At 72.1% G+C, this 24,685-nt stretch carries 19 protein-coding genes and 1 riboswitch; of the genes, 7 read left to right on the top strand and 12 right to left on the bottom strand.

All coding sequences use genetic code 11. The annotated features are described in order from the left end of the window. Window positions 1-31 precede the first annotated feature (31 nt). The 4 genes from ftsR to ACZ5K7_RS47335 all read left to right on the top strand — a co-directional run bounded on the left by ftsR (window position 32) and on the right by ACZ5K7_RS47335 (window position 3,738). Entirely contained in the window at window positions 32-769 is a 738-nt protein-coding gene (gene ftsR / locus ACZ5K7_RS47350; protein ID WP_450972799.1) for a transcriptional regulator FtsR, read from the top strand. A 91-nt stretch (window positions 770-860) separates the two neighbouring features. Then, window positions 861-1,334, top strand: a complete 474-nt coding sequence (locus ACZ5K7_RS47345; RefSeq protein WP_026253112.1) for a bifunctional nuclease family protein — start codon at window positions 861-863, stop codon at window positions 1,332-1,334. 270 nt (window positions 1,335-1,604) lie between these two features. Continuing rightward, window positions 1,605-2,249: a MerR family transcriptional regulator gene (locus ACZ5K7_RS47340; protein WP_351712443.1), complete on the top strand. Its 645-nt coding sequence runs from the start codon at window positions 1,605-1,607 to the stop codon at window positions 2,247-2,249. 121 nt (window positions 2,250-2,370) lie between these two features. Continuing rightward, window positions 2,371-3,738, top strand: a complete 1,368-nt coding sequence (locus ACZ5K7_RS47335; RefSeq protein WP_468924700.1) for a DNA polymerase IV — start codon at window positions 2,371-2,373, stop codon at window positions 3,736-3,738. Between the two features lie 285 nt (window positions 3,739-4,023). On the opposite strand, the gene ACZ5K7_RS47330 is transcribed toward ACZ5K7_RS47335, so the two are convergent. Then, the gene (locus ACZ5K7_RS47330; protein ID WP_351712439.1) at window positions 4,024-4,404 is read right to left on the bottom strand and encodes a PRC-barrel domain-containing protein; all 381 of its coding nucleotides are present in this window, start codon (window positions 4,402-4,404) and stop codon (window positions 4,024-4,026) included. Window positions 4,405-4,518: 114 nt separating this feature from the next. Further along, window positions 4,519-4,613: riboswitch (glycine riboswitch) on the top strand. Between the two features lie 176 nt (window positions 4,614-4,789). Here ACZ5K7_RS47330 and gcvP point away from each other — a divergent pair. After that, window positions 4,790-7,675 (top strand): aminomethyl-transferring glycine dehydrogenase, encoded by a 2,886-nt coding sequence (gene gcvP / locus ACZ5K7_RS47325; protein WP_468924698.1) that lies wholly within the window; start codon window positions 4,790-4,792, stop codon window positions 7,673-7,675. 59 nt (window positions 7,676-7,734) lie between these two features. On the opposite strand, the gene ACZ5K7_RS47320 is transcribed toward gcvP, so the two are convergent. From ACZ5K7_RS47320 to modA, 3 genes are read right to left on the bottom strand one after another with little or no spacing between them, the layout of a single operon-like run. Next, window positions 7,735-9,099, bottom strand: coding sequence for an ABC transporter ATP-binding protein (locus tag ACZ5K7_RS47320; RefSeq protein ID WP_468924696.1), 1,365 nt, complete (start codon window positions 9,097-9,099; stop codon window positions 7,735-7,737). Beyond that, window positions 9,096-9,944 (bottom strand): molybdate ABC transporter permease subunit, encoded by an 849-nt coding sequence (modB, locus tag ACZ5K7_RS47315; protein ID WP_351712433.1) that lies wholly within the window; start codon window positions 9,942-9,944, stop codon window positions 9,096-9,098. The genes ACZ5K7_RS47320 and modB overlap by 4 nt, the downstream gene beginning before the upstream one ends. Next, window positions 9,941-10,768 carry a molybdate ABC transporter substrate-binding protein gene (modA, locus tag ACZ5K7_RS47310; protein ID WP_351712432.1) on the bottom strand — a complete coding sequence of 276 codons (828 nt, stop codon included), beginning with the start codon at window positions 10,766-10,768 and terminating at the stop codon, window positions 9,941-9,943. Before modA ends, modB begins: the two co-directional genes overlap by 4 nt. A gap of 207 nt (window positions 10,769-10,975) precedes the next feature. On the opposite strand from modA, the gene ACZ5K7_RS47305 reads away from it, so the two are divergent. After that, the gene (locus ACZ5K7_RS47305) at window positions 10,976-11,464 is read left to right on the top strand and encodes a molybdopterin-dependent oxidoreductase (protein ID WP_468924693.1); all 489 of its coding nucleotides are present in this window, start codon (window positions 10,976-10,978) and stop codon (window positions 11,462-11,464) included. Here the strand turns inward: ACZ5K7_RS47305 and ACZ5K7_RS47300 are convergent. After that, entirely contained in the window at window positions 11,379-14,120 is a 2,742-nt protein-coding gene (locus tag ACZ5K7_RS47300) for a molybdopterin-dependent oxidoreductase (protein WP_468924691.1), read from the bottom strand. The two genes, ACZ5K7_RS47305 and ACZ5K7_RS47300, sit on opposite strands and share 86 nt — an antisense overlap. After that, window positions 14,117-14,941, bottom strand: coding sequence for an FAD binding domain-containing protein (locus ACZ5K7_RS47295; RefSeq protein ID WP_468924689.1), 825 nt, complete (start codon window positions 14,939-14,941; stop codon window positions 14,117-14,119). The genes ACZ5K7_RS47300 and ACZ5K7_RS47295 overlap by 4 nt, the downstream gene beginning before the upstream one ends. 186 nt (window positions 14,942-15,127) lie before the next feature. Between ACZ5K7_RS47295 and ACZ5K7_RS47290 the strand changes: the two genes are divergently transcribed. Beyond that, window positions 15,128-16,606, top strand: a complete 1,479-nt coding sequence (locus ACZ5K7_RS47290) for a PucR family transcriptional regulator (RefSeq protein ID WP_468924687.1) — start codon at window positions 15,128-15,130, stop codon at window positions 16,604-16,606. A gap of 104 nt (window positions 16,607-16,710) precedes the next feature. On the opposite strand, the gene ACZ5K7_RS47285 is transcribed toward ACZ5K7_RS47290, so the two are convergent. From ACZ5K7_RS47285 to kdpB, 6 genes are all read right to left on the bottom strand, one after another. Further along, window positions 16,711-17,106 carry a TOBE domain-containing protein gene (locus ACZ5K7_RS47285; protein ID WP_468924685.1) on the bottom strand — a complete coding sequence of 132 codons (396 nt, stop codon included), beginning with the start codon at window positions 17,104-17,106 and terminating at the stop codon, window positions 16,711-16,713. 211 nt (window positions 17,107-17,317) lie between these two features. Beyond that, entirely contained in the window at window positions 17,318-17,839 is a 522-nt protein-coding gene (locus ACZ5K7_RS47280) for a hypothetical protein (protein WP_351712420.1), read from the bottom strand. 114 nt (window positions 17,840-17,953) lie between these two features. Further along, window positions 17,954-19,909 (bottom strand): APC family permease, encoded by a 1,956-nt coding sequence (locus ACZ5K7_RS47275; protein WP_468924683.1) that lies wholly within the window; start codon window positions 19,907-19,909, stop codon window positions 17,954-17,956. A 284-nt stretch (window positions 19,910-20,193) separates the two neighbouring features. Next, complete coding sequence (locus tag ACZ5K7_RS47270) at window positions 20,194-20,967, bottom strand: GNAT family N-acetyltransferase (protein WP_468924681.1); 774 nt, start codon at window positions 20,965-20,967, stop codon at window positions 20,194-20,196. A gap of 224 nt (window positions 20,968-21,191) precedes the next feature. Further along, window positions 21,192-22,001, bottom strand: coding sequence for an SDR family NAD(P)-dependent oxidoreductase (locus ACZ5K7_RS47265; RefSeq protein WP_468924679.1), 810 nt, complete (start codon window positions 21,999-22,001; stop codon window positions 21,192-21,194). Between the two features lie 364 nt (window positions 22,002-22,365). Continuing rightward, on the bottom strand, window positions 22,366-24,519 hold the full coding sequence (gene kdpB / locus ACZ5K7_RS47260) for a potassium-transporting ATPase subunit KdpB (RefSeq protein ID WP_468924677.1): 2,154 nt from the start codon (window positions 24,517-24,519) through the stop codon (window positions 22,366-22,368). Between the last annotated feature and the right edge of the window lie 166 nt (window positions 24,520-24,685).

The following is a 24,685-nucleotide window of genomic DNA, read 5'->3' as shown; positions in this document are numbered from 1 at the left end:
CGTCGTCCGGGGACCCCAGGGAAGAAGGCCCATGCTGCACACACCGAGCGGCGGTACCGGTCACGGCACCGCCGCCACGGAATCCGGGCTGATGAGCATCGGCACGGTGCTGAACGTGCTGCGCGACGAGTTCCCCGAAGTCACCATCTCCAAGATCCGCTTCCTGGAGTCGGAGGGGCTGATCGAGCCGCGCCGGACCCCGTCCGGGTACCGCAAGTTCAGCGCCGGGGACGTGGAGCGGCTCGGACACGTCCTGAGGATGCAGCGGGACCACTACCTGCCGCTGAAGGTCATCCGGGAGTACCTGGAGGCCATGGAGCGCGGTGAGGCCGTCCAGCTGCCCGTGCTGGGACGGCAGCGGGACGGCGAGGCCGTGCCGATGGTCGTCGAGGCGCCCACGGTGGCGCGGATCGGCCGGAACGAGCTGCTCGCGGCCGCCGAGATCGACGAGAACTGCCTGGCGGAGTGGGAGTCGTACGGACTGCTCGCTCCCCTGGAGGACGGCGTGTACGACGCCGAGGCGGTCACCGTGGCCGCGCTCGTGACCGAGCTGGGCCGGTTCGGGATCGAGCCGCGCCATCTGCGGGTGATGAAGGCCGCCGCCGACCGTGAGGCGGGCCTGGTGGACCAGGTGGTTGCCCCGCTCAAGCGGCACCGCAATCCGCAGACCAGGGCCCATGCCGAGGCCCGTACGAAGGAGCTGGCGGCGCTCACGGTGAGGTTGCACGCCGCACTGGTGCAGACCGCGCTCGGGGTGAGGCTGCCGTGACCATGGTGACAGGACCCGGGCGGAGGCCGGATCGGGCGCGCGTTCCGGGCCCGACTACCCAAACGTCCCGGGCACGGCCTAGGGTTGCTGTGTGAACGAGCTCGATGTCGTAGGTGTCCGGGTGGAAATGCCCTCCAACCAACCGATCGTGCTCCTGCGCGAAGTGGGAGGCGACCGTTACCTCCCCATCTGGATCGGGCCGGGGGAGGCGACGGCGATCGCGTTCGCCCAGCAGGGCATGGCCCCTGCGCGGCCGCTGACCCACGACCTGTTCAAGGACGTGCTGGAGGCCGTCGGTCAGGAGCTCACCGAAGTACGCATCACGGACCTGCGTGAGGGCGTCTTCTACGCGGAGCTGGTCTTCGCCAGCGGTGTCGAGGTGAGCGCCCGTCCGTCCGACGCCATAGCGCTGGCGCTGCGCACCGGAACGCCGATCTACGGGAGCGACACGGTGCTGGACGACGCGGGCATCGCGATCCCGGACGAGCAGGAGGACGAGGTGGAGAAGTTCCGCGAGTTCCTCGACCAGATCTCGCCCGAGGACTTCGGCACCAGCAGTCAGTGAGGGACCGGAGCGGCCCGTCACCCACCCGTCAGGGGCCGGTGACGGGCCGGTTCACGACCGGTCGGGCTCGAAAATCATGGGCAATTGCCAGCGGCCATTGAGAGCGTCCTACGTCTTCCCGCCAGAGCATTCGGCTAGCCTTTCCCCGCGGTGGGGCACGGGAAACCACTCCTAGGGTGATTATCACTCGGCGTGCCGAGTGTGGCGATCGTTGACGCACCCCTGGTGACTGCCTACCGTCGAGAGGGCAGGTCAAGGACGGAGGTCGGCGTGAGAAGCAGCGGCGACGGTACGGCTGGGGGTGCCCCGGGACGCGGTCTCGGGGAGAGCGGTCCGTACCGGCCTCACGGCAGCACTGCCGGTCACGCTCCGCAGCGGCCGACGGCAGTGCCGAGCGGCGGAGGGGCGGCGTCCATGACGACCGAGGAGATCGGCTACCGGGGGCCCACGGCCTGTGCGGCGGCCGGCATCACCTACCGGCAACTCGACTACTGGGCCCGCACCGGCCTGGTCGAGCCCAGCGTGCGGCCGGCCTACGGGTCGGGCACCCAGCGCCTGTACAGCTTCCGGGACGTCGTCGTCCTGAAGATCGTCAAGCGGTTCCTGGACACCGGGGTGTCCCTCCAGAACATCCGCACCGCCGTCCAGCACCTGAGGGAGCGCGGTTTCCGCGACCTGGAGCGCATGACCCTCATGAGCGACGGCGCCACGGTCTACGAGTGCACCTCGCCCGACGAGGTCCACGCCCTGCTCCAGGGCGGCCAGGGCATCTTCGGGATCGCGGTCGGCGTGGTCTGGCGGGACGTGGAAAGCGCGCTCTCCCAGCTGCACGGCGAGCGGGTCGACACCGGCGAGACCCTGATCGGGCCCAACCCCGCCGACGAACTGGCCCGGCGTCGCAACCGGGCGGTCTGACGCCCCGGCCCGCACCCCCCGCCCCCTGAATCTCCTGAGCTGAATCTCCTGAGCCCTTTGTGATGCCCCGGCACGGTTCCGTGCCGGGGCATTGTCAGTGGCGTGGTGCAGCATCGGAGATGTGAGAAACGCGCCCACGATCCTGCATCTCGACATGGATGCCTTCTACGCCTCGGTGGAGCAGGCGTCCAAGCCGAGTCTGCGCGGGAAGGCCGTGGTCGTGGGCGGGCTCGGACCGCGCGGTGTGGTGGCGACCGCGTCGTACGAGGCCCGGGCGTTCGGGGTGCACTCCGCGCTGCCGATGGCACAGGCGCGCAGGCTGGCGCCGAACGCCGCGTATCTGGTGCCGCGCTTCGGGCTGTACCGGTCGATCAGCGAGCAGGTGATGGCGCTGCTGCACGAGCTGTCGCCGCTGGTGGAGCCGCTCAGCCTGGACGAGGCGTTCGTGGACCTGGAGGCGGGTGAGGTGGCCTGGGACGCGGGTTCGGCACGCTTGGTGGGGGAGAAACTGCGCGCGGACATACGAGCCGTCACGGGGCTCGCCGGGTCGGTCGGCCTCGCAGCCTCCAAGATGCTCGCGAAGATCGCCTCCGAGCAGGCCAAGCCGGACGGGCTGGTGCTGATCGAGCCGGGCACGGAGCGGGCGATGCTCGGGCCGATGACGGTGCGGACCCTGCCGGGCGTGGGGCCGGCGACGGGGGACCATCTGCGGCGGGCCGGGATCACCACGGTCGACGAGATCGCCGAGGCGGGGGAGGACGAGCTGGTGAGGCTGCTGGGCAAGGCCCACGGGCACGCGCTGTACGCGATGGCGCTGGCGCACGACGAACGGCCCGTGGTCGCCGAGCGCGAGGCCAAGTCGGTCTCCGTCGAGGACACCTACGACGTGGACATCCATGACCGGATGCGGGTGGGGATGGAGGTGCGGCGGCTGGCCGACCGGTGTGTGCGCAGGCTGCGGGGGGCCGGGCTGTCGGGGCGGACCATCGTGCTGAAGGTCCGGCGGTACGACTTCTCGACGCTCACCCGGTCGGAGACGCTCAGGGGGCCGACCGACGACCCGGCGGTGGTGCGGGAGGCGGCCGCGCGGTTGCTGGACTCGGTGGACACGACGGGGGGTGTCCGGTTGCTGGGCGTGGGCGTGTCGGGGCTCGCCGACTACACCCAGGAGGATCTGTTCGCGCAGGCGGCGGCCGGGGAAGGGGCGGCGGAGTTCGCGGCGGAGGAGGAGGTTGGGGAGCCGGTCGCCGAGCAGGAGGTGGTGGCCGCCGAGCGGCGGTGGCCCGCGGGGCGTGACGTCCGGCACACCGAGTACGGACACGGATGGGTGCAGGGAAGTGGGCTGGGGAGGGTGACGGTGCGGTTCGAGACGCCGGGGGCGGTGGAGCCGGGGCGGGTACGGACGTTCCGGGTGGACGACCCTGAGCTGGAGCCGGTGGATCCGTTGCCGCTGGTACCGGGGGTGCCGGCGGACGGGGTGGGTGCGTGACCCGGGGTAGGGCTGGGTGGGAGGTTTCGCTCGCCGGCGCTTGCGGGGTGCCTCCCCCAGAGGGGGTACCCCCAGCGCCCACCCGTGCCGCCTGGAGGCACCTCCCAGGCCCTTAAGCACTGGGAGGCACGATTGCCGCAGCTACGTAGCTCTCTACGTAGTCGACGCGAGTGCAGTGCCCCGTAAGGGGCACGGGGAACTTCGCGAGGAACCCCCACCGGCCCGCAGCCGAACCGTGGGCGAACCCGGCGTCGGCGGCCTTACGCGCCCGCGTCATCCGTTCCCTTACGCGCCCGCGTCATCCGTTCCCGCCAGTTTGCCGAAGTGGTGGTCCGGGTGGTCGGGGGGTGGGGCCGTCGTGTCCAGGCCGTAGTGGTGGTAGAGCTGCAGTTCCTGCTCGGGGGACAGGTGGCGGCCCACTCCGAAGTCGGGGGCGTCCTTGATCAGGGCGCGCTCGAAGGGAACCTTGAGGGTGCCCTCGACCAGCTCGCTGGGCTCCAGGGGCACGAAGGCGTCCCGCGAGAACAGGCCGGTGCGTATGGCCGCCCACTCCGGCACGCCGGTCGCGTCGTCGAGGTAGACCTCGTCGATCGTGCCGATCTTCGTCCCGTTGCGGTCGAACGCCTTGCGGCCGATCAGGTTGCGCGGATCGATGTCGGTCAGCACGGGCCCTCCACTTGGTCGCAACTCATCCGTAAGCACTACAAAAGAGCACATTGAAGGAGGCGGCCACTCGAAGGCCCGTGCGTCGCCCTCGCTGGTAGGCTGGCAAGCGGCTGCTGACCCCGTGCGGGAGAGTCCTCCGGACACACCGGAGGCGCCGAAGGAGCAAATCCTCCCCGGAATCTCTCAGGCTCACGTACCGCACGGACGAGGTCACTCTGGAAAGCAGGGCGGGCGTCGCGACGGCGTCCGCTCTCACCGACGGTGAAAGCCGGATCCCCTGGGCGTCCGGCGAAGCTCTCAGGTTGAGATGACAGAGGGGGAGGCCGTCGGGGTGCCCGTGCCGGGGTACCCCTCGAAGGTCGCGTCAGACCAGGAGGCCTCCGCAATGACCGCCCAGCGTGTTCCGCTCTCCGAGCTCGAACAGGGAATCCCCTTCGAGCAGCGCCATATCGGGCCCGACCACGAGGCCCGGGCCAAGATGCTCGCCCAGGTCGGATACGGCTCGCTCGACGAGCTGACCGCCGCCGCCGTGCCGGACGTCATCAAGAACGCCGACACCCTGGAACTGCCGGGCGCGCGCACCGAGGCCGAGGTGCTGGCCGAGCTGCGATCGCTGGCCGACCGGAACCAGGTGCTCGACTCGATGATCGGGTTGGGCTACTACGGCACCTTCACGCCGCCCGTCATCCTGCGCAACGTGATGGAGAACCCCGCCTGGTACACGGCCTACACGCCGTATCAGCCGGAGATCTCCCAGGGGCGGCTGGAAGCCCTGCTGAACTTCCAGACCATGGTCGCCGACCTCACCGGACTGCCCACCTCCGGTGCCTCGCTGCTCGACGAGGGCACGGCCGCCGCCGAGGCCGTGGCCCTGTCGCTGCGCATGGGCAAGAACAAGAAGGGTGTCTTCGTCATCGACGCGGACGCCCTGCCGCAGACCATCGCCGTCATCGAGACCCGGGCCGAACCGACCGGGGTCGAGATCGTCGTCGCGGACCTGAGTGACGGGATTCCGGCGGACCTCGCCGCCCGTGAGATCAACGGCGTGCTCGTCCAGTACCCCGGCGCCTCCGGTGCCGTACGCGACATCAAGCCGCTCGTCGAGCAGGCGCACGAGCTGGGCGCGCTGGTCACCGTCGCCGCCGATCTGCTCGCGCTGACGCTGCTGACCTCGCCGGGTGAGCTGGGTGCCGACATCGCCGTCGGGACGACCCAGCGGTTCGGCGTCCCGATGGGCTTCGGCGGGCCGCACGCGGGCTACATGGCGGTGCGGGAGAAGTTCGCGCGCAGCCTGCCCGGCCGGCTCGTGGGCGTGTCCGTGGACGCCGACGGGCACAAGGCCTACCGGCTCGCGCTGCAGACCCGTGAACAGCACATCCGCCGGGAGAAGGCCACCAGCAACATCTGCACCGCGCAGGTGCTGCTCGCCGTGATGGCCGGCATGTACGCCGTCTACCACGGGCCCGAGGGGCTGCGGGCCATCGCCCTGCGGACCCACCGCTACGCCACGATCCTGGCCGCGGGGCTCAGGGCCGGCGGGGTCGAGGTCGTGCACGGCGCCTACTTCGACACCCTCACCGCGCGCGTGCCCGGCAAGGCCGCCGAGATCGTCGCCACCGCCCGGCAGAGCGGCGTCAACCTGCGGCTCGTGGACGCCGACCACGTCTCCATGGCCTGCGACGAGACCACCACGCGGGCCCAGCTGGGTGCCGTGTGGACGGCGTTCGGGGTCGAGGGCGACGTCGAGGCGCTGGACGCGGTCGCCGCGGACACGCTGCCCGAGGCGCTGCTGCGCGAGGACGGCTACCTGGGCCACCCGGTCTTCCACGAGCACCGCTCCGAGACTGCGATGCTGCGCTACCTGCGCCGGCTCGCCGACCGGGACTACGCCCTGGACCGGGGCATGATCCCGCTGGGCTCCTGCACCATGAAGCTCAACGCGACCACCGAGATGGAGCCGGTCACCTGGCCCGAGTTCGGCCAGCTGCACCCCTTCGCGCCCGCCGAGCAGGCACAGGGCTATCTGACGCTCATCCGTGAGCTGGAGGAGCGGCTCGCCGAGGTCACGGGCTACGACAAGGTGTCGCTCCAGCCCAACGCCGGGTCGCAGGGCGAGCTGGCCGGTCTGCTCGCCGTACGGGCGTACCACCGCGCCAACGGCGACGAGCAGCGCACGGTGTGCCTGATCCCGTCCTCCGCACACGGCACCAACGCCGCCAGCGCCGTCATGGCCGGGATGAAGGTCGTCGTCGTGAAGACCGCCGAGGACGGCGAGGTCGACGTCGAGGACCTGCGGGCGAAGATCGAGCAGCACCGCGACCAGCTCGCCGTGCTGATGATCACCTACCCGTCCACGCACGGCGTGTTCGAGGAGCACGTCGCGGACATCTGCGGTCAGGTCCACGAGGCCGGCGGCCAGGTGTACGTCGACGGCGCCAACCTCAACGCCCTCGTCGGGGTCGCCAAGCCCGGGCACTTCGGCGGCGACGTCTCGCACCTCAACCTGCACAAGACCTTCTGCATCCCGCACGGCGGCGGCGGTCCGGGTGTCGGTCCGGTGGCCGTACGGGCCCACCTGGCGCCGTACCTGCCGAACCACCCGCTCCAGCCGGCCGCCGGGCCGGCGACCGGTGTCGGGCCGATCTCGGCCGCGCCGTGGGGCTCCGCGGGGATCCTGCCGATCTCGTGGGCGTACGTCCGGCTGATGGGCGGCGAGGGACTGAAGCGCGCCACCCAGGTGGCCGTGCTCAGCGCCAACTACATCGCCAAGCGGCTGGAGCCGCACTACCCCGTGCTCTACACCGGACCCGGCGGGCTGGTCGCGCACGAGTGCATCATCGATCTGCGCCCGCTGACCAAGGCGACCGGCGTGAGCGTCGACGATGTCGCCAAGCGGCTCATCGACTACGGGTTCCACGCGCCGACGATGTCCTTCCCGGTGGCCGGCACGCTGATGATCGAGCCCACCGAGTCCGAGGACCTCGGTGAGCTGGACCGGTTCTGCGAGGCGATGATCGCCATTCGGGCGGAGATCGACAAGGTCGGGGCGGGGGAGTGGCCGGCCGAGGACAACCCGCTGCGGGGTGCCCCGCACACGGCCGCCGCGCTCGGCGGGGAGTGGGCGCACGCCTACTCGCGTGCGGAGGCCGTCTTCCCGGCCGGGGTGTCCGCCGCCGACAAGTACTGGCCGCCGGTGCGCCGGATCGACCAGGCCTTCGGAGACCGGAACCTGGTGTGCTCCTGCCCGCCGCTGGACGCGTACGAGCACTGATCCGCGGTAGCACGGAGGTGGCAGAGGCCCCGCTTCGGCGGGGCCTCTCGCGTGTGGTGCTACGCCGGGTACGCGTGTGTCCCTGTCGCCTTCACCGTGGCCCAGACCGGGGCGCCCGGGTGCAGGTCCAGTTCGGCGGCGGCGACCGTGGTGAGGTCGGCGGCGAGGGGGAGTTCGCCGGTCAGGTCGGCGCGGATCCGGTCGCCGTGGATCTCCAGGCCGGCGACCTCGCAGCGCCACAGGTTGCGGGCGCTGGTGCCGGTGGGGCGGTCCCGGAAGAGGGTGACGGCGCTCGGCGGGAACGCGACGAACACGTCACCGGTGAGGTCCTCCGTGGTGGCGATGGCGGGGCCGCTGTCCAGTCTGACCAGGTGGCCCCCGGCCTCGGTCTCGGCCTGCCCGCGGTAGAGGTTCAGACCGACCAGGTGGGCGATGTAGTCGGTGCGCGGGTGGCGGGCGATGTCGGCGGGGGTGCCCTGCTGGACGATCCGGCCCTGCTCGATGACGATCAGGCGGTCGGCCAGCACCATGGCGTCCAGTGGGTCGTGCGTGACCAGTACGGCGACGGCCTCGAACTCGGCCAGGTGGCGGCGGAGTTGGGAACGTACGTCCAGGCGGGTGCGGGCGTCGAGGGCGGCGAGGGGCTCGTCCAGGAGCAGCAGGCGGGGGTGGATGGCCAGGGCGCGGGCCAGCGCCACGCGCTGGGCCTGGCCGCCGGAGAGACGGCGGGGTTTGGCGCCGGTGTGGTCCGCGAGGCCCATGCGGTCCAGCCAGGCGGCCGCCTGGGCGCGGGCCTCGGACTTTGTCGCGCCGTGGCAGCGGGGGCCGAAGGCGACGTTGTCGAGGGCCGTCAGGTGCGGGAAGAGGAGGTAGTCCTGGAAGACGACGCCCACCGGGCGGGATTCGGGGGGCGTACGGTCCAACTCCGTGCCGTCCAGGCGGAGATGGCCGGCGGTGAGAGGAGTGAGGCCGGCCAGGGCCCGGAGGGCGGTGGTCTTGCCGGCGCCGTTGGGGCCGAGGAGGGCGACGACCTCGCCGGGGGCGGCGGTGAGGGTGATGTCGAGGTGGAAGGCGGGGCGGGTGACGACGAGGCGGGCGTCGAGGCCGTCGGTGCGGTGCGGGTGCGGGTGCGGGTGCGGGTGCGGGTGCGTGGGGGCTGCCCGGCCTCCGGCCGGGTTGTGTTTCCCACCCGCACCACCCGTGCGGGTATCAGTGTCAGGTGCGGGTGGCCCCTGCGGGGGCTGTGCGCCGTCGGCGGCCGCGGGTGATGTGTGGCGCCGCTGTCCGGGGTCGACGGTCGTGGGCGGCTGCGCGGGGCCGGCGGTCGTGGGCGGCTGCGCGGGGTCGGCGGTCGTGGGTGGCTGGGCGGGGGTGGCGGCCGCGGGTGGTGTGTGGGGTCGCCGCGCGGGGTCGTGGTGGGTCATGAGGCGGTCATCCAGCGGTCGCGGAGCCCCGCCAGTACCGCGATCGAGACGGTCAGCAGGACCAGGCTGAGGGCGATCGCCGCGTCGGGGTCGTTCTGGAGGGCCAGGTAGACGGCGAGCGGCATGGTCTGGGTGCGGCCCGGGAAGTTGCCGGCGAACGTGATCGTCGCGCCGAACTCGCCGAGCGCGCGGGCCCAGGCCAGGACAGAGCCGGCCGCGATGCCAGGGGCGATGAGCGGGAGCGTGACCCTGCGGAACGCCGTGAAGCGGGACGCGCCCAGGGTCGTCGCCGCCTCCTCGTAGCGCGGGTCGGCGGCCCGCAGCGTGCCCTCGACGCTGATCACCAGGAAGGGCATGGCCACGAAGGACTCGGCGATCACCACCGCGGTCGTCGTGAACGGGAGCGTGATCCCGAACCAGGAGTCCAGCCACTGCCCGACGACCCCGTTGCGGCCCAGGGCGAGGAGCAGGGCCACACCGCCGACCACCGGCGGGAGGACCAGGGGGAGTGTCACCAGCGCTCGCACCAGGCCCCGGCCGGGGAACTCCGTGCGGGCCAGCAGCCAGGCCAGCGGGACGCCGAGCACCAGGCTCACCGCTGTCGCCGCGGTCGCGCTGAGCAGCGAGAGCTGGAGGGCCTGCCACACCTCCGTGCTGGTCAGCAGCGACGGGAGGCTGCCCCAGGGGGCGCGCACGAGCAGGGCGACCAGGGGCAGGAGGAGGAAGACCAGGGCTACCGCTCCGGGGAGGAGGAGCGGTAGCGGCACAGCCGACCGGACGCGCCGGCGCCGTGGGCCGCCCGTGACGGCGACGGCCCCGGCGCCCGGCTCGTCGATCTTCGTCACGGCTTGAGGAATCCGGCCTGGTTCAGGACCTGCTGGCCCTCGGCGGACTGCACCAGCGCGATGAACGCCTTGGCCAGCGTCGGGTTCGGGGCGTCCTTCAGCAGGGCGATCGGGTAGTCGTTGATGGCGTCGGCGGACTCGGGGAACTCCACGCCCTCCACCTTGTCACCCGCGGCCTTCACATCGGTCTTGTAGACGACCGCGGCGTCGGCCTCCTTGAGGACCACCTTGTTGAGGGCGGACTTCACGTCCTCCTCGTAGGAGACCGGGGTCAGCTTGAGCTTGCTGGCGTCCAGGGCCTTCTGCGCGGCGGCGCCGCACGGCACCGTCTTGTCGCAGAGGACCACCTTCAGCGAGGACTTGGTCAGGTCCTTCAGCGAGGCGACCTTGTCGGGGTTGCCCGGCAGGGTGGCGATCTCCAGCTGGTTGCGGACGAAGGTGGCCGGCGTGGTGGCGGTGTCCTTCTTGTCCGTCACGATCGCCATCGTCTTGGGGCTGGCCGCGGCGAAGACGTCGGCGGGGGCCCCGCTGGTGATCTGCGCGGCGAGGGTGTCACTGCCGCCGAAGCTGAAGTTGACCGTCGTCCCCGGGTGGGCCTTCTCGAAGTCCGTCTTCAGCGTCGTGAAGCTCTCCTTGAGGGAGGCCGCCGCGAACACGGTGATCGAGCCCGACAGCTTGGGCGACGCCGACGACGAGGTGTCCGACTTCGTCTTCGCGGACGAGTCGTCGTCCGAGGAGGAGCAGGCGCTCAGGGCCAGCAGGGCCGCCACCGAGGCACCGGCCACCTGAAGGGTCCGCCGGGTCCGGCGCGCGGAACGGGTCATCACGAGTGAACTCCTCTGAATCCAGATGAAAAAGCTGTCGCGCCCTGTCGCGACCAGTCTGTCGGCCGCCATGCGATGATACTGCCGCACTTGCCAGGCATAAGTCTTCTGTCACATCGCATGAGCTGCACACTTGTGGCCAGAACCTGGCATGTGCGTTTGTACGGAGGTGCACCGCGGGTACCGTCATCCAGGAGGTGGCCGCACATGACGCTCGCCGAACTCGACCTCACCGGGGACCTGGCACGACCGGCCCGGCTCACCGTGTCCGACCTCCTGCGCTGGCCCCAGCACCAGGCGCGGGTCAGCTTCGAGTGCGCCACCAGCGGCGTCCAGCGCCACGGATTCACCGGCCCCCTGCTGTACGACGTCCTCAGCGACGCGGGCCCCGGTTTCGACCCCGCCCGGCGCAAGGACCGCCTGCGCTTCCTCATCGCGGTCACCGGCGCCGACGGGCATCACGCACTGCTCTCCTGGGCGGAGATCGACCCGGATTTCGCAAACGCGCCCGTCCTGCTCGCCGTCGGCATCGACGGCACCCCGCTGGATCTGGCGGGCCCGCAACTCGTCCTGCCGCAGGACCGCTGCGGGGCCCGGCACATCAGCGGCATCACGGCGATCCGGGTGGACGGGGCGTACGGCGGCCGGCGTCCAGTGCCCGCCACACCCGGTCGCGCGTCAGCGGCAACTCCGTGAACCGCACCCCGGTCGCGTCCCGCAGCGCGTTGGCCAGCGCCGGGGCGACCGGGTTGAACGGGCTCTCGCTCATCGACTTGGCGCCCAGCGGGCCGATGGCGTCGGCGGTCTCCATGAAGTGCACCTCGGTGCGCGGGATGTCCGCGTACTGCGGGAGCCGGTAGCGGCGGAAGGCCGCCGTCTCGACCGCGCCGCGCGCGTCCAGCCGTACGTTCTCGAAGAGCGTCGCGCCGAGCGCCTGTGCGACCCCGCCCTCCACCTGGCCCCTGCACTGCATCGGGTTCATCACCTTGCCGGCGTCGGCCGCGTGCACGCTGCGCAGGATGCGGATCTCGCCCGTGCCGGGGTCGACGGCCACCCGGAACCACTGCGCGTTGAAGGCGACCGAGCGCGGGGTGCCGCCGAAGTGGCCGTCCGCGGTGAGCTCGACGCCGACGGCGCGGGCGGCGACGTACAGCTCCTTGAGCGGGAGCCGGCCGCCCGGGTGCAGGACGGCCTCCTGGGCGAGCCGGCAGTCGGCGCGCGGGACGCGCAGGTGGGCCGCGGCGAAGTCCAGGAGCAGGTCGGCCAGGGCGCGGGCGGCCCGCAGGGTGGCCTTGCCCGCGACCACGGTGCCGGTGGAGGCGAACGCGCCCGTGTCGTGCCGTACGACATCCGTGTCGGACTGGCGGATCGTGATCCGGTCGACGGTGGTGGCGAGTTCGCCGGCCGCGATCTGTCGGTGCACGGTGGTGGTGCCGTTGCCGAACTCGGCGGTGCCGACGGCCAGATCGAAGCTGCCGTCGGGGAGTACGGCGGCCTTGGCGTCGGCGATGTGGCCGCCCGGCGGGCCCGTCGCGATCATGGCAAGGGCCGTGCCCTCGCCGACCAGCCAGCCGTCCGGGGCCTCGTGCGGCAAGGGCTCCGCCTTCGCCCGGCGCACGATGGACACGCACTGGTCGAGGCCGTAGCTCGCGATGTGCAGGTCCTCCTCGTGGCCGCCGGGGGTGAGCATCGCGTCGCCCGGGCCGATGATGTTGCGCGCCTTGAAGTCGACGGGGTCCAGGCCGAGTCGGCGGGCCAGCTCGTCGAGGGCGGACTCGACGGCGAACAGGACCTGGCCGAGGCCGTAGCCGCGGAAGGCGCCCGCGGGGACGGTGTGGGTGTAGACGGAGTAGGCGTCGACCTTCTTGTGCGGGGCCCGGTACATCGCGGTGGACTCGCCGACGCTGTGGAACATCACCGCCGGGCCGTGGTTGCCGTACGCGCCGGTGTTGGAGACCACCCGCAACTGGAGTGCGGTGAGCAGGCCGTCGCGGCCGGCGCCCGCCTTCACGTGGACGGTGAAGGGGTGCCGGGTGGTCGCGCCGTAGAACTGCTCGGCCCGCGTGTACTCCAGCTTCACCGGGCGGCGCAGCCGCAGGACGGCCAGCGCCACGATGTCCTCGACGAGCATCTCCTGCTTGCCGCCGAAGCCGCCGCCGACCCGGCCCGCGACCACCCTGACCTGCTCCGGCGGCAGGTCGAAGAGCGTGCACAGGGCGCGGCGGGTGAGGAACGGGGTCTGCGAGCTGGTGCGGACGGTGAGCCGGCCGTCCTCGTCGATCCAGGCGACGGCGCCGTGCGTCTCCAGGCTGGCGTGCTGGACCCGCTGGGTGCGGAAGGTGTCCTCGTGGACGACGTCGGCCGCGGCGAACCCGGCCTCGACGTCCCCGATCTCGCCGTGTGCCTCGCCGACGACGTTCGCCCGCGGACGGGCGATACGGGCGGCGGACGGGTCCTTGTCGTGGACCACGGGAGCACCCGGCCGCATCGCCTCCTCCGGGTCGAGGACGGCGGGCAGGACGTCGTACGTCACCTCGACGCGGCGGCAGCCCTCCTCCGCCGCGGCCTCGCTGTCCGCCACGACCGCCGCGACCCGCTGGCCGATGTAGCGGACCGTGTCATCGAGGAGGCGGGTGTCGTCCGGGTCCTCCTCAGGGTGCTCGTGACGGGCGGTGGAGTAGTGCCGCTCCGGGGCGTCGTGGTGGGTGAGGACCGCGTGGACGCCCGGTACGCGCAGCGCGGCCGTGGTGTCGATCGCCGTGATCCTGGCGTGGGCGTGCGGGGAACGCAGCAGCTTCATGTGCAGCAGGCCCGGCACCTCGATGTCGAAGGTGTAGCGGGCGGTGCCGGTGACCACCTGCGGTCCGGCCGGGGCGGGCAGGTTGCGTCCGACGGACTCACCGGGAGAGGGCTCCTCGACGTGCCTGACCCCGCGGACGGCGTCCTCGATCGCGCGGTATCCGGTGCAGCGGCACAGGTTGCCCTTGAACGCCCGGGGGAGGTCGGTGAGTTGGTCGTCGGACAGGGCGGCGGTCGTCATCAGGAAGCCCGCGGTGCAGAAACCGCACTGGAAGCCCTGGGCGTCCAGGAACTTCTGCTGTACGGCGTGGAGTTCGCCCTCGGGGGAGGCCAGGCCCTCGACGGTGGTGACCGTGCGGCCGTCGGCGCGGAAGGCCGGATAGAGGCAGCTGTGCACGGGCTCGCCGTCGACGTGGACGGTGCAGGCGCCGCAGTCGCCGGCGTCGCAGCCCTTCTTCACCCCGAACCAGCCGCGCTCGCGCAGATAGGTGCGCAGACACTGGCCGGGGCGTGGCTCCGCGTCGTGGGCCCGTCCGTTGACCTCGATCCTCATCGTTCCCCCTGGTCACGCAGCTCGCGGCGGATCTCCTCCGCCAGCCGGAACGTCATGTGCCGCCGCCACTCGGGCAGGCCGTGGATGTCGTCGAACCAGTCGCCGTCGGCGACGGCGGACCCGATCGCCGTCCGCAGGGCCCCGGCCGTCGGCAGGAGCGGGAACCACAGCCGCACCGGCCGCACGGTCGACGCGGTGACCGTGAGCGTGAAGGAGCCGTCGACGGGGTCGAGGGTGCCGATCACCAGGACGCCGGAGCGGCCCAGGCCGTAGAGGGAGGCCTGCCGGAACGCCGTACGGCAGGCCAGGGCTCGGCCGGGCAGCGTGACCGAGCGCAGCAGCTCGCCGTCGGACAGGTCCTTGCGGCCCGCGCCGGTCACGAAGGCGGTGACGGGGACCTGCCGTCGTACGCCGTCCTGGGCGATCAGCAGGCACTGTCCGTCGAGGGCGGCCGTGAGGGAGATCATCGGGCCGGCCGGGAGGGCGTTGCAGAGGTTGCCGCCGACCGTGGCCATGTTCCAGATCTTGAAGGAGGCCAGGAAGGCCCGGCAGCACTGCTCGAACAGGGGGGCGGCCCTCGCCGTCAGTGTGGCCGCGTAGCGCGACAGCTGGGCGACGGTACAGGTGGCGGCGATCTCCAGGGAACCGTCCGGGGTGACGGCGACGGGCTGCCAGCCGGTGCGGCTCAGGTCGACCAGGCGGCGCAGGTGCGGCTGGGGTTCGGAGAAGAGGTACGTCCCGCCGCCCAGCCAGGCGTCGCCGGGGCGCCAGGGGGCCGGGTCCCGGGCGTCGCGGATCTCCACCACCGTGTTCAGGTCCATGCCGGCCAGTGAAGCAACGCGCGCCCGCCCGGCACGACTGGTGCGGGGCACGGAAAAAACCAGCCGGGCCGGGCCGGTCCTGGATGATCCACCAAGAGGCGTTCCGCACCTGGGAGACTTGCATTTACGATGCCGTAACTCGCACTCACCTGGTGAATGCGAGGTTGGCGCGAGGAGTCTGAGCACATGCACGTCGAACACCTCCTGAAGGACGTCTCCCTCGGGCTGCGCCCGCTGTGGGCGCAGGACGCGCTGCTGGCGCGTGAGATCACCGGAGTGACCGTGACGGATCTGGAGGATCCCGCGCGCTTCGTGCGGCCGGGGGAGGTGGTGCTCAGCGGGCTGGTGTGGTGGGCGCCGGGCAGGGCGGAACGCTTCGTCGCGGGCTTGAAGGAGGCCGGGGCCGCCGCACTGTTCGCGGGGGAGGAGACCCACGGGGGCGTGCCCGAGGAACTGGTGGAGGCGTGCGCGCGGCACGGCGTCCCGGTCGCGGGGGTACCGGCGCACATCATGTTCCGGGCGATCACGGACACCGTGTACCTGCGCCGGTGGGGAGAGCTGAGCCGTCGGCAGGCGCTGCCGGAGAACGCGCGGGTACGGCTGAGCCGGCTGCTCGCGCAGGAGGCCGGGCCCGGGGACGTCCTCGCGGCGGCCTTCGCGCACCTGGACGGGATCGCCGCCTATGTGTTCACGCCGTCCGGACGGACCGTCACGGCCACGGCGGGTGCGGTGGCCGTCCCGGCCCGGGAGGCGGCGGCGCTGGTCGCGGACGGGCGCGGCGTGACCGTGTCCGTGGCCGCCGACAGCGTCTCGCCCTACGAGCGCTGGCTGTTGTATCTGCCGGACCCGGACGGCGCGCCGGCCGGGATGCTGCACGAGGTGGCCGCCGTGCTGGGGCGTTGCCAGGAGGCCGTGGTCCGGCGCCGGGCCGCCGAGCACCAGGCCGCCGACGAACTGGGCGCGCTGCTCACCGCGCCGGGAGCGACCGAGGGGGCTCTGCCGGCCGCCGTCCGGGAGTGCGGACTGCCCGCCGACGGGCCCTACCGTGTGCTCGTCGCCGACACCGGGGCGCGGCGGCCCGGGCTCGCCGAAGGGGCGCTGGCGGAGGTCGCCGGGCATGTGGCGCCCGGGGCGGCGGTGGGGCGGCTGCCGGAGGGGCTCGCCTTCGCGGTCCTGCCCACCGCGGGAGACGTGCCGGCCGACGTCTGGGCGCTGGTCGCCGGCTGCGAGCCCGGCGTACCGCTGCATGGCGGGACCGGGTCGGCGGCCACCGGGCCCGGCGCCCTTGCCGGGGCGCTGGCGCAGGCACGGTACGCGTTCACCTCCGCCCGCGGCACCACCCCGGACGCCTCCGCCCTCGTCGACGCCGGCGCGTTCACCAGCCTCGCCACGCTGCTCACCGGCGTGCCCGCCGAGGTCCGCGCGGCCTACAGCCGGACCGTCCTCGGCCCGCTCGGCGGCGAACGCGCCGCCACTGCCGTGCTGTTGAGCACCCTGGAGACCTTCCTGGCCTGCGACGGCTCCTGGGCGCGGACCGCCGAGGCGCTGCATCTGCACGTGAACACCGTGCACTACCGGATGCAGCGGGTGGAGCACTTCACGGGGCGCGACCTGTCCCGGCTGAGCGACCGGCTGGACCTGTGGGCGGCGCTGATGTGCCGGTGACCGCGTCGGCGGGGTGCCGGCACGGGCGTCGGCCGGGAGTGCCGGGAAGGGCGTCGGTCAGGGGTCGCCGGTCAGGCTCTCGGACGCGGTCGCCGGTGACGGGGTCAGACGCGGTCGATGTGCACGTTCGTCGACTTCACCCGGGCGGTGGCCTCCATGCCCACCTCCAGGCCCAGTTCCTCGACGGCCTCGCGGGTCAGCAGCGAGACCAGGCGGTGCGGACCGGCCTGGATCTCGACCTGGGCGGCGACGTCGCCGAGCTTGATCGCGGTGACGATGCCGGGGAAGGCGTTGCGGACCGAGGTGTAGGGGGCGTCCTCCTCGACGGTGCCCGCCCTGGCCAGTTCGACGGAGAACGCGGCGAGGTCCTTGCCCTCGATGAGCCGCCGGCCGCCCTCGTCGCGATGGGTGGTCACCCGGCCGGCGTCGGCCCAGCGGCGGGCGGTGTCGGGGCTGACGCCGAGCAGCCGCGCCGCCTGGCCGATCGTGTAGGACTGCATGGGGTCACGATAGGGCCGGTCGGCGGGGCCCGCGGACCAGGTCGGCCGGAGCGTTTCCGCACACCCCTTCAGACGGGACGCTTGCCACCCCCCGAGGGGCGAGGGGAACTGCGCGACAAGCCACGACGGCGCCGCACCCTCGTTTCGCCGTCACCCGGATCGTCCTGGAGACCGATGCCGGCGTCGCACAGCGGCCCGCGCCCGGTGGTGGTCAGCTCAGGCCGGACGCCTTGAGGACCGCGCGCGCGTTGGTGTCGTCTATCTCGTGGCCGAGCTGTGCGAGTACCTCGGTGCCCCGGCGCAGGGTGCCGCGGTCCAGGGAGCGGCGGACGCCGGTGTCGAGTTCGTGCCAGAGCAGCGGATTCGCGTGCAGGACGTTCGGGTCGAGCTCCAGCCGGTTGCCGGCGGTGTCGCGCAGCACCAGATGGGCGGAGACGTCGCCGTACTGGCCGACGTAGACGAGGGAGTCGGTACGGACGGTACGGCCGCGGAGGGGCCCGCGGACGGCCAGCCAGCCGGGGCCCGCCGTGACCCGGGCCGGCAGCAGCATGACGAGGATGGCCGCCGACAGGGTGGCCCAGAGCAGGGTGCGGACCGGGGTGAGCGTGCCGGCGTCCCAGTCCACCAGGAACGTCACGCCGCCGAAGCCGAGGGCACAGCCGACGGCCAGGCGTGCGCTGCCGCGCCAGGTGCGGTCGCCGGCTGCCCGGCCTCCGCGTCTTGTGTCCTCCATGAGGCCGACGGTAGGGGCCGCAGGGCGCTCGGGGCCGGTGGCTGACGGGGTTCTTATGCGGACCGAGCGGTTATTGACGGGATTCTTACGACCCGGTCGCCTCGGTGTGGCCGCTCAGCCCGTGTGCACGCGCGGTCGTCGGGAGCGGTTCGGTTCCGCCTCGCGCAGTACCTCCCGGGTGACCGGGGCGACCTCGCCCTGGCCGAAGAGGAAGAAGCGCAGGAAGTTGGCGAACGGGTTGCCCTCGGTCCACTCGAAGTAGATGTGCGGGATGGAGCCGGTCTCGTCACGGACGTGCAGCAGCAGTGCGGCCAGGGCGTTGGAGATGGAGGCCGACTCCAGGGTCAGGACGCGGTAGCGGTTGTGGAGGACCTCGCCGCGTACGGTCAGGCCCGCCTCGAACTCGGAGGGGTCGGTGACCGTGACCTCGACGAAGACGAAGTCCTCCTGCTCGGGCATGTCGTTGTCGGCCCGGATCTGCTCGATCTTGTCCCGGTACTCGGCCTTGTCGCGGGCGTCCGGCTCATTGGCGATGAACCGCATCTTGCGGCTGGCCATGTCCCTGATGAACCGGTCCGCCATGTCGTCGAGCGTCACACTCGTCACGCGCAGCTCGAAGGCGCGGGCCAGCCGGGACAGCAGCGAGACCAGGATGATGCCGACGATGAAGCAGGCACCGATCTTCACACCGTCCGGGCGCTCGATGACGTTCACGACCGTCGTGTAGAGGAACACCGCCGAGATGACCGCGAAGGCGATGGTCCAGTTGCGCTGCTGGGCCTTGTGGGCGGCGATGGTCACCGCGATCGCCGCGGAGCTGATCAGCACCAGGACGCCGGTGGCGTAGGCGCCGCCCTGCGCGTCGACGTCGGCGTCGAAGATCCAGGTGACCAGGAAGGCGATCAGGGTGAAGACGATGACCATCGGGCGCACGGCGCGGGCCCAGTGCGGTGCCATGCCGTAGCGGGGCAGATAGCGCGGCATCAGGTTGAGCAGGCCGGCCATCGCGGAGGCGCCGGCGAACCACAGGATGCAGATGGTCGAGACGTCGTACACCGTGCCGAAGGCGTTGCCGAGGTACTCGTGCGCCAGGTAGGCCAGCGCACGGCCGTTGGCCTGACCGCCGCTCTTGAACTCGTTCTCCGGGATCAGCAGCGTGGTGATGAAGCTGGTGGCGATCAGGAAGACGCTCATGATCAGGGCGGCCGTGGTGAGCAGCTTCCTGGTGTCCCGGATCCGGCCGGTGGGCCGCTCCTCGGTGTCGCCCGGGTCGCCCTGGACGTGCGGCATGACCGCGACGCCGGTCTCGAAGCCGGACAGGCCCAGCGCCAGCTTGGGGAAGACGATCAGGGCCACGCCGATCATGACGAAGACGTTGCCGTGTTCCGTGGTCAGGGCGCTGGTCCAGTCGGTGATGACGTGCTCTGCGGTGATGACGTGGTAGACGCCGACGATGACGACCACGACGTTCAGCGCGAGGTAGATGCCGACCAGGGCGACCGCGACGCCGATGGCCTCCAGGAAGCCCTTGAGGAAGACCGCGCCCAGCAGCGCCACCAGGATCAACGTGATGATCATCTGCTTGCCCTGCAGGGCGTCCGTCAGATGCGGGTTCTCGACCAGGTGGGTGGAGGCGTCGGCGGCCGACAGGGTGATGGTGATGAGGAAGTCGGTGGCGGCGAAGCCCAGCAGGGTGAGAACGAAGAGCTTGCCCTGCCAGAAGGAGAGCAGCCGCTCCAGCATGGCGATGGAGCCCTCGCCGTGCGGGCTCTCCGCGGCGACGCGCCGGTAGACCGGCAGAGCGCCGGCCAGGGTGACGATGACCAGCACGATGGTCGCGATCGGCGACAGCAGGCCGGCCGCGAGGGCCGCGATGCCGGGCTGGTAACCGAGGGTCGAGAAGTAGTCCACACCGGTCAGGCACATCACCCGCCACCAGCGCTGGCCCTTGTGCGCGGCTTCCGGCTGCGCGTGGGGCCCGGTGTGGCCGCCGCTCTTGCCCATGTCGGACAGCCCCTCCAGCATCCAGGCGCGCAGGCGACTGGGAGGGGGGTGTTCGGTCGTGGCCATCGGTCGGGCTCCTGGTGTCCGGCGCGCTGAGTGCGGTGCAGTTCGATTCCGGCCATCACGCGGACGGCGGCACCAGCGTATGCAGAGAGTGACGCATGGGCCCACGGATCAGCGGGCCCCGGGCGTCAAGCTTGCGTTAAGAATCGCCTGGCAGACGGCGGTGCAGCATCAAAAAGAGGGTGCCGGTAGGCCGCGACGGGGCGTTCGGCTGTACGGGGGGTGGCGGGCGGGTGCGGGGCCCGGACACCGAGCGTTATGCGTACGACCTCCTGCCGTGCCCCATCTCACGCGCTCAGTCGTTCGCGTACGACCGGGCAGCCGACCGCGTACTGCACATACTCGCGGACCAGGCGGAACCCCGCGGTCCAGGCCAGCAGGCGGCCGGCGCGGTCGTGGGCCGGACAGTTCCAGGTGGGGATGTGTCCGCGCGCGGTGATGTCGGCGCAGAGGGACGCGACGCAGGCCTGGGCGAGGTGGTGGCGCCGGTGGTCGGGGACGGTGTAGACGGCGAGGTCCTCGTAGCGGGTGCCGCGGAAGTAGGTGCAGGCGACCGACAGGACCCGGCCGGTGCTCGTCGCCGCCCAGGCGTGCCCGGAGGCGGCCAGGCCCCGCGGTCCGCCCCAGCTGGCGGAGAGCCAGGAGGCGTCCGGGCCGAGGGCGAGCACCGCGTCCGTGTCGGCCGGCTCCAGGCGCCGTATCGTCACGTTCCTCGGGACCGGCGGGCGCTGGGGCTCGGCCTGGAGGGTCCAGATCATCCGCTCCTGGGGAGTGAGCCGCTCGAAGGCGGCGCCGAGTGCGGGCAGGAAGCTGGCGGGAGCGTCGATCCGGGTGCCGGCCAGCGGTGCCAGGGCCTCGGGTGTCACCGCGTCCGCGGCCCCGCGCAGGACGACGTTTCCGGCGCACGACGCGGCGATCGCGCGCGGATGCGCGGAGCGGTCGGCCCACCACCGGCCGACGCCGGTGGCCGCGATGTGCTCGCCGACGGCGGCGGGGCCGGGGGTCCCGGTGGGCAGCCAACGGGTCGTCAGGGCGAGGTGCGAGAGGGCGAGCTCGATCACGAGGTCTTCACTCCAGTTCGTCCGGCGTTGCGGGGTGACGGGGCGGCGCCCCGAGGGACGGCGACGGGGGGGGGCAGGGGAGTCGCCCTGCCCCCCGTCGGACTTCCGGAGGGCGCTAGCGCTGACCGGCCTTCGAGCCGTGGTTGGCCTTCCTCTTACGGCGGGCCTTCTTCTTGCGGGTTCGCTTGGACATGTCTGTCAGCTCCGTTCCAGTGATGGGGCGTTCAAGCGGTGCGGCCGACCAGCAGGTCGGCGAGCCGGTTGAGCCGCCTGACCGCGCGGTCCTCCGTCGCCGCCGGGGCCGGTTCGACGCGCGCGTCCCGGTCGTAGTAGGCGCCGTTGACGATCTCGAAGGCCGGGTCGCAGAGCCGGACCACGTGTGCGGCGCCCTCGGCTGCCGAGGCGCCCTCGTGCGCGTAGAGCGGGAGCAGCGCGGTCTCGCAGGCGCCCGGGTGCACGGAGACGGCGGTGACGCGCGGGTCGGCCGCGAACACCGTGAGCGCCAGCTGCGACTGGGCGTACGCGGCCAGCCGGGAGTAGCGGCGGGCGCGGTTCGGGTCGGACCACTGGATGGACGCCGTGCGGTGCAGGGCGGAGGAGACGTTGACCACCCGGCCGCCGGGGTCGCTGGTGAGGGCCGGCTCCAGCAGACAGGTGAGCAGGTAGTGGGCGAGGAAGTTGACCTGGAAGGCGATCTCGTTGCCGTCGGCGGTCACCGTGTGCCGCTCGGGCGCGGCGATGCCCGCGTTGTTGACGAGGACGTCCAGGTGCGGGTGCTCGGTGACCACCTTGTGGGCGAGGCTCTCGACCTCGTCGAGACGCGCGAAGTCGGCGGCGTAGGTGCACAGCCGGTCGGCGTCGATCCCGGCGGTCGCGACGAGCCGGTCCGCGGCGGCGCGCGCCTCCTCGGCGCTGCGGCCGTGCAGCAGCACGGTGTCGCCCCGCTCGGCGAGCAGCCGGGCGGTCTCCAGGCCGATACCGGAGGTGGCTCCGGTGACCAGGACGGTACGGGATGAAAGGGTGGAATCGGGCATGGTCCCATCCGGGAGTGTGGGCACGCGGCACGGTCCCCGGCGGGGGTGGCGGCGGGCGTGCGGGGTGTAAGGAAGGAAAGAGGGGCGCCGGACCGGGTCAGGTCCCTTGGCGAGAGGGCGAGGGCCGGCGCCCCGTGGGGCACGGAAGCCGCGTCAGCGGGACGCGAGGGCTTCCGGGCAGCGCGGCAGCCGACGGGACGGCCGAGCGGTACTCGGCGGCCGGTCGAAGAGGAGCCAGGCGCTGTTCACGGGTTCCATGGAAGCGGTTCCGGGGACCCCGGACAAGCCGCAGTACCGTTCTCTGACACGCCTCTGACGTGCGCGTACGGGTCTTTGACGGGCCGTTCGGCCGAACGGGCGGGGCTCAGGCGAGGCCGGGTACCGCCGAGATCACGAGGTCGATCAGCTTGATGCCCGCGAACGGCAGTACCAGCCCGCCGAGGCCGTACACCAGCAGGTTGCGGCGCAGCAGGTCGTGCGCCGACGAGGGCGTGTAGCGGACTCCCCGCAGGGCGAGCGGGATCAGCGCCACGATGATCAGCGCGTTGAAGATGATCGCCGAGGTGATCGCGGAGGTGGGGCTGTGCAGGCCCATCACGTTGAGGGACTTCAGGCCGGGGTACGTGCCCGCGAACATCGCCGGGATGATCGCGAAGTACTTCGCGACGTCGTTGGTGATGGAGAACGTGGTCAGCGCACCGCGCGTGATCAGCAACTGCTTGCCGATCTCGACGATCTCGATGAGTTTGGTCGGGTTGGAGTCGAGGTCGACCATGTTGCCGGCCTCCTTGGCGGCCGACGTACCCGTGTTCATGGCCACGCCCACATCGGCCTGGGCCAGCGCGGGCGCGTCGTTGGTGCCGTCGCCGGTCATCGCGACCAGCTTGCCGCCCGCCTGCTCCCGCCGGATCAGCGCGAGTTTGTCCTCGGGCGTGGCCTCGGCGAGGAAGTCGTCGAGGCCGGCCTCCTCGGCGATCGCGCGGGCGGTGACCGGGTTGTCGCCGGTGATCATGACCGTGCGGATGCCCATCCGGCGCAGCTCGGCGAAGCGCTGCCGGATGCCGTCCTTCACGACGTCCTTGAGATGGATCAGGCCGAGCACACGCGGGCCGTCCCAGTCGTGCACCGCCACCAGCAGCGGGGTACCGCCGGACGCGGCCACCGTGTCGGCGAACGTCCTTGCCTCGGGCGGGACATGACCGCCGTACATCTCCACCCAGGCGATCACCTGCTGGGCCGCGCCCTTGCGGATCGCGCAGACCGCGCCGTTGTCCCAGCGCAGGTCGACGCCGCTCATCCGGGTCTGGGCACTGAAGGCGACCCAGCGGCCGTTCGCCAACTCGTCCCGGGCGGGAGCGCGCAGTGCGTGCAGCTTCTTCGCGAGGACGACGACGGAGCGGCCCTCGGGTGTCTCGTCGGCCAGCGAGGACAGCTGGGCCGCGTCCGCGAGCTGCCGTTCGTCCACGCCGGGCAGTGGTACGAAGGCGACGGCCTCGCGGTTGCCCAGGGTGATGGTGCCGGTCTTGTCCAGCAGGAGCGTGCCCACGTCACCGGCCGCCTCCACCGCCCGCCCTGACATGGCGAGGACGTTGCGCTGCACCAGCCGGTCCATGCCCGCGATGCCGATCGCGGACAGCAGAGCCCCGATCGTCGTCGGGATGAGGGTGACGAGGAGGGCGACCAGGACGGTCGTCGACTGGGCCGCGTCCGCGTACTCGGCCATCGGCTGGAGGGTGACCACGACCAGCAGGAAGATGATCGTGAGCGAGGCGAGGAGGATGTTCAGGGCGATCTCGTTCGGCGTCTTCTGCCGGGAGGCGCCCTCGACCAGGGCGATCATCCGGTCCAGGAAGCTGTGCCCGGGCCGCGCGCTGACCCGGACGACGATCCGGTCCGACAGGACGGTCGTACCGCCCGTGACGCCGCTGCGGTCACCGCCCGACTCACGGATCACCGGCGCCGACTCGCCCGTCACCGCCGACTCGTCCACGGCCGCGACCCCGTCCACGACATCGCCGTCCGCCGGGATCAGCTCGCCCGCCGTCACGACCACGAAGTCCAGCGGCTTCAGCTCGGCCGCGGCGACCGCCTCGGTGCGGGCGGTACCCGCGTCCGTGCCGTAGCGCCAGTCGAGGAGCCGCAGCGCCACCGTGTCGGTGCGGGCCTTGCGCAGGGACGCGGCCTGGGCCTTGCCGCGGCCCTCGGCGACCGCCTCGGCCAGGTTGGCGAAGACCACGGTCAGCCACAGCCAGAAGCTGATCACCCAGGTGAAGACGGCCGGGTGCAGCAGTGCGGACAGGGTGGTCAGGGCGGCTCCCACCGAGACCACGAACAGGACCGGGTTCCTGACCAGGTCCCGCGGATGCAGTTTGCGCAGCGCGTCGGGGAAGGAGCGGACGAGCTGGCCGGGTTCGAAGAAACCGCTCGGCGTCCGGTGCCGTGTGCCTCCTTTCGGCTCCGGACGGGACGGACGCGGGGCACGGGACGGCGGGGCCTGCTCGGGAGCGGCGCGCAACATGAGGACCTTCGTGGGACGACAGCGGGGGTGGTGGGCCGCGAGGACCGTGCGGTGCCGGGGGCCCCGCACCGCACGGCGGGCGCACAGACGCCGACGGGAAGAAGTCGGGGGTGTTGGGTTACGGCGCCCATCGTTCGGAAAGGGGCCCCCGCCGCCGCGGTCCGCG

Source organism: Streptomyces sp. NPDC031497 (assembly GCF_055580905.1).
The sequence above is the reverse complement of the archived record's forward strand: the minus strand, read 5'-3'. Positions and strand labels throughout refer to the sequence as shown.

Bases quoted from the DNA above. Each gene is read 5' to 3' on its own strand.
- ftsR (WP_450972799.1), top strand. From the start codon at position 32: ATGCTGCACACACCGAGCGGCGGTACCGGTCACGGCACCGCCGCCACG.
- gcvP (WP_468924698.1), top strand. From the start codon at position 4,790: ATGACCGCCCAGCGTGTTCCGCTCTCCGAGCTCGAACAGGGAATCCCC.
- ACZ5K7_RS47320 (WP_468924696.1), bottom strand. From the start codon at position 9,099: ATGACCCACCACGACCCCGCGCGGCGACCCCACACACCACCCGCGGCC.
- modA (WP_351712432.1), bottom strand. From the start codon at position 10,768: ATGACCCGTTCCGCGCGCCGGACCCGGCGGACCCTTCAGGTGGCCGGT.
- ACZ5K7_RS47305 (WP_468924693.1), top strand. From the start codon at position 10,976: ATGACGCTCGCCGAACTCGACCTCACCGGGGACCTGGCACGACCGGCC.
- ACZ5K7_RS47300 (WP_468924691.1), bottom strand. From the start codon at position 14,120: ATGAGGATCGAGGTCAACGGACGGGCCCACGACGCGGAGCCACGCCCC.
- ACZ5K7_RS47295 (WP_468924689.1), bottom strand. From the start codon at position 14,941: ATGGACCTGAACACGGTGGTGGAGATCCGCGACGCCCGGGACCCGGCC.
- ACZ5K7_RS47290 (WP_468924687.1), top strand. From the start codon at position 15,128: ATGCACGTCGAACACCTCCTGAAGGACGTCTCCCTCGGGCTGCGCCCG.
- ACZ5K7_RS47285 (WP_468924685.1), bottom strand. From the start codon at position 17,106: ATGCAGTCCTACACGATCGGCCAGGCGGCGCGGCTGCTCGGCGTCAGC.
- ACZ5K7_RS47280 (WP_351712420.1), bottom strand. From the start codon at position 17,839: ATGGAGGACACAAGACGCGGAGGCCGGGCAGCCGGCGACCGCACCTGG.
- ACZ5K7_RS47275 (WP_468924683.1), bottom strand. From the start codon at position 19,909: ATGGCCACGACCGAACACCCCCCTCCCAGTCGCCTGCGCGCCTGGATG.
- ACZ5K7_RS47265 (WP_468924679.1), bottom strand. From the start codon at position 22,001: ATGCCCGATTCCACCCTTTCATCCCGTACCGTCCTGGTCACCGGAGCC.
- kdpB (WP_468924677.1), bottom strand. From the start codon at position 24,519: ATGTTGCGCGCCGCTCCCGAGCAGGCCCCGCCGTCCCGTGCCCCGCGT.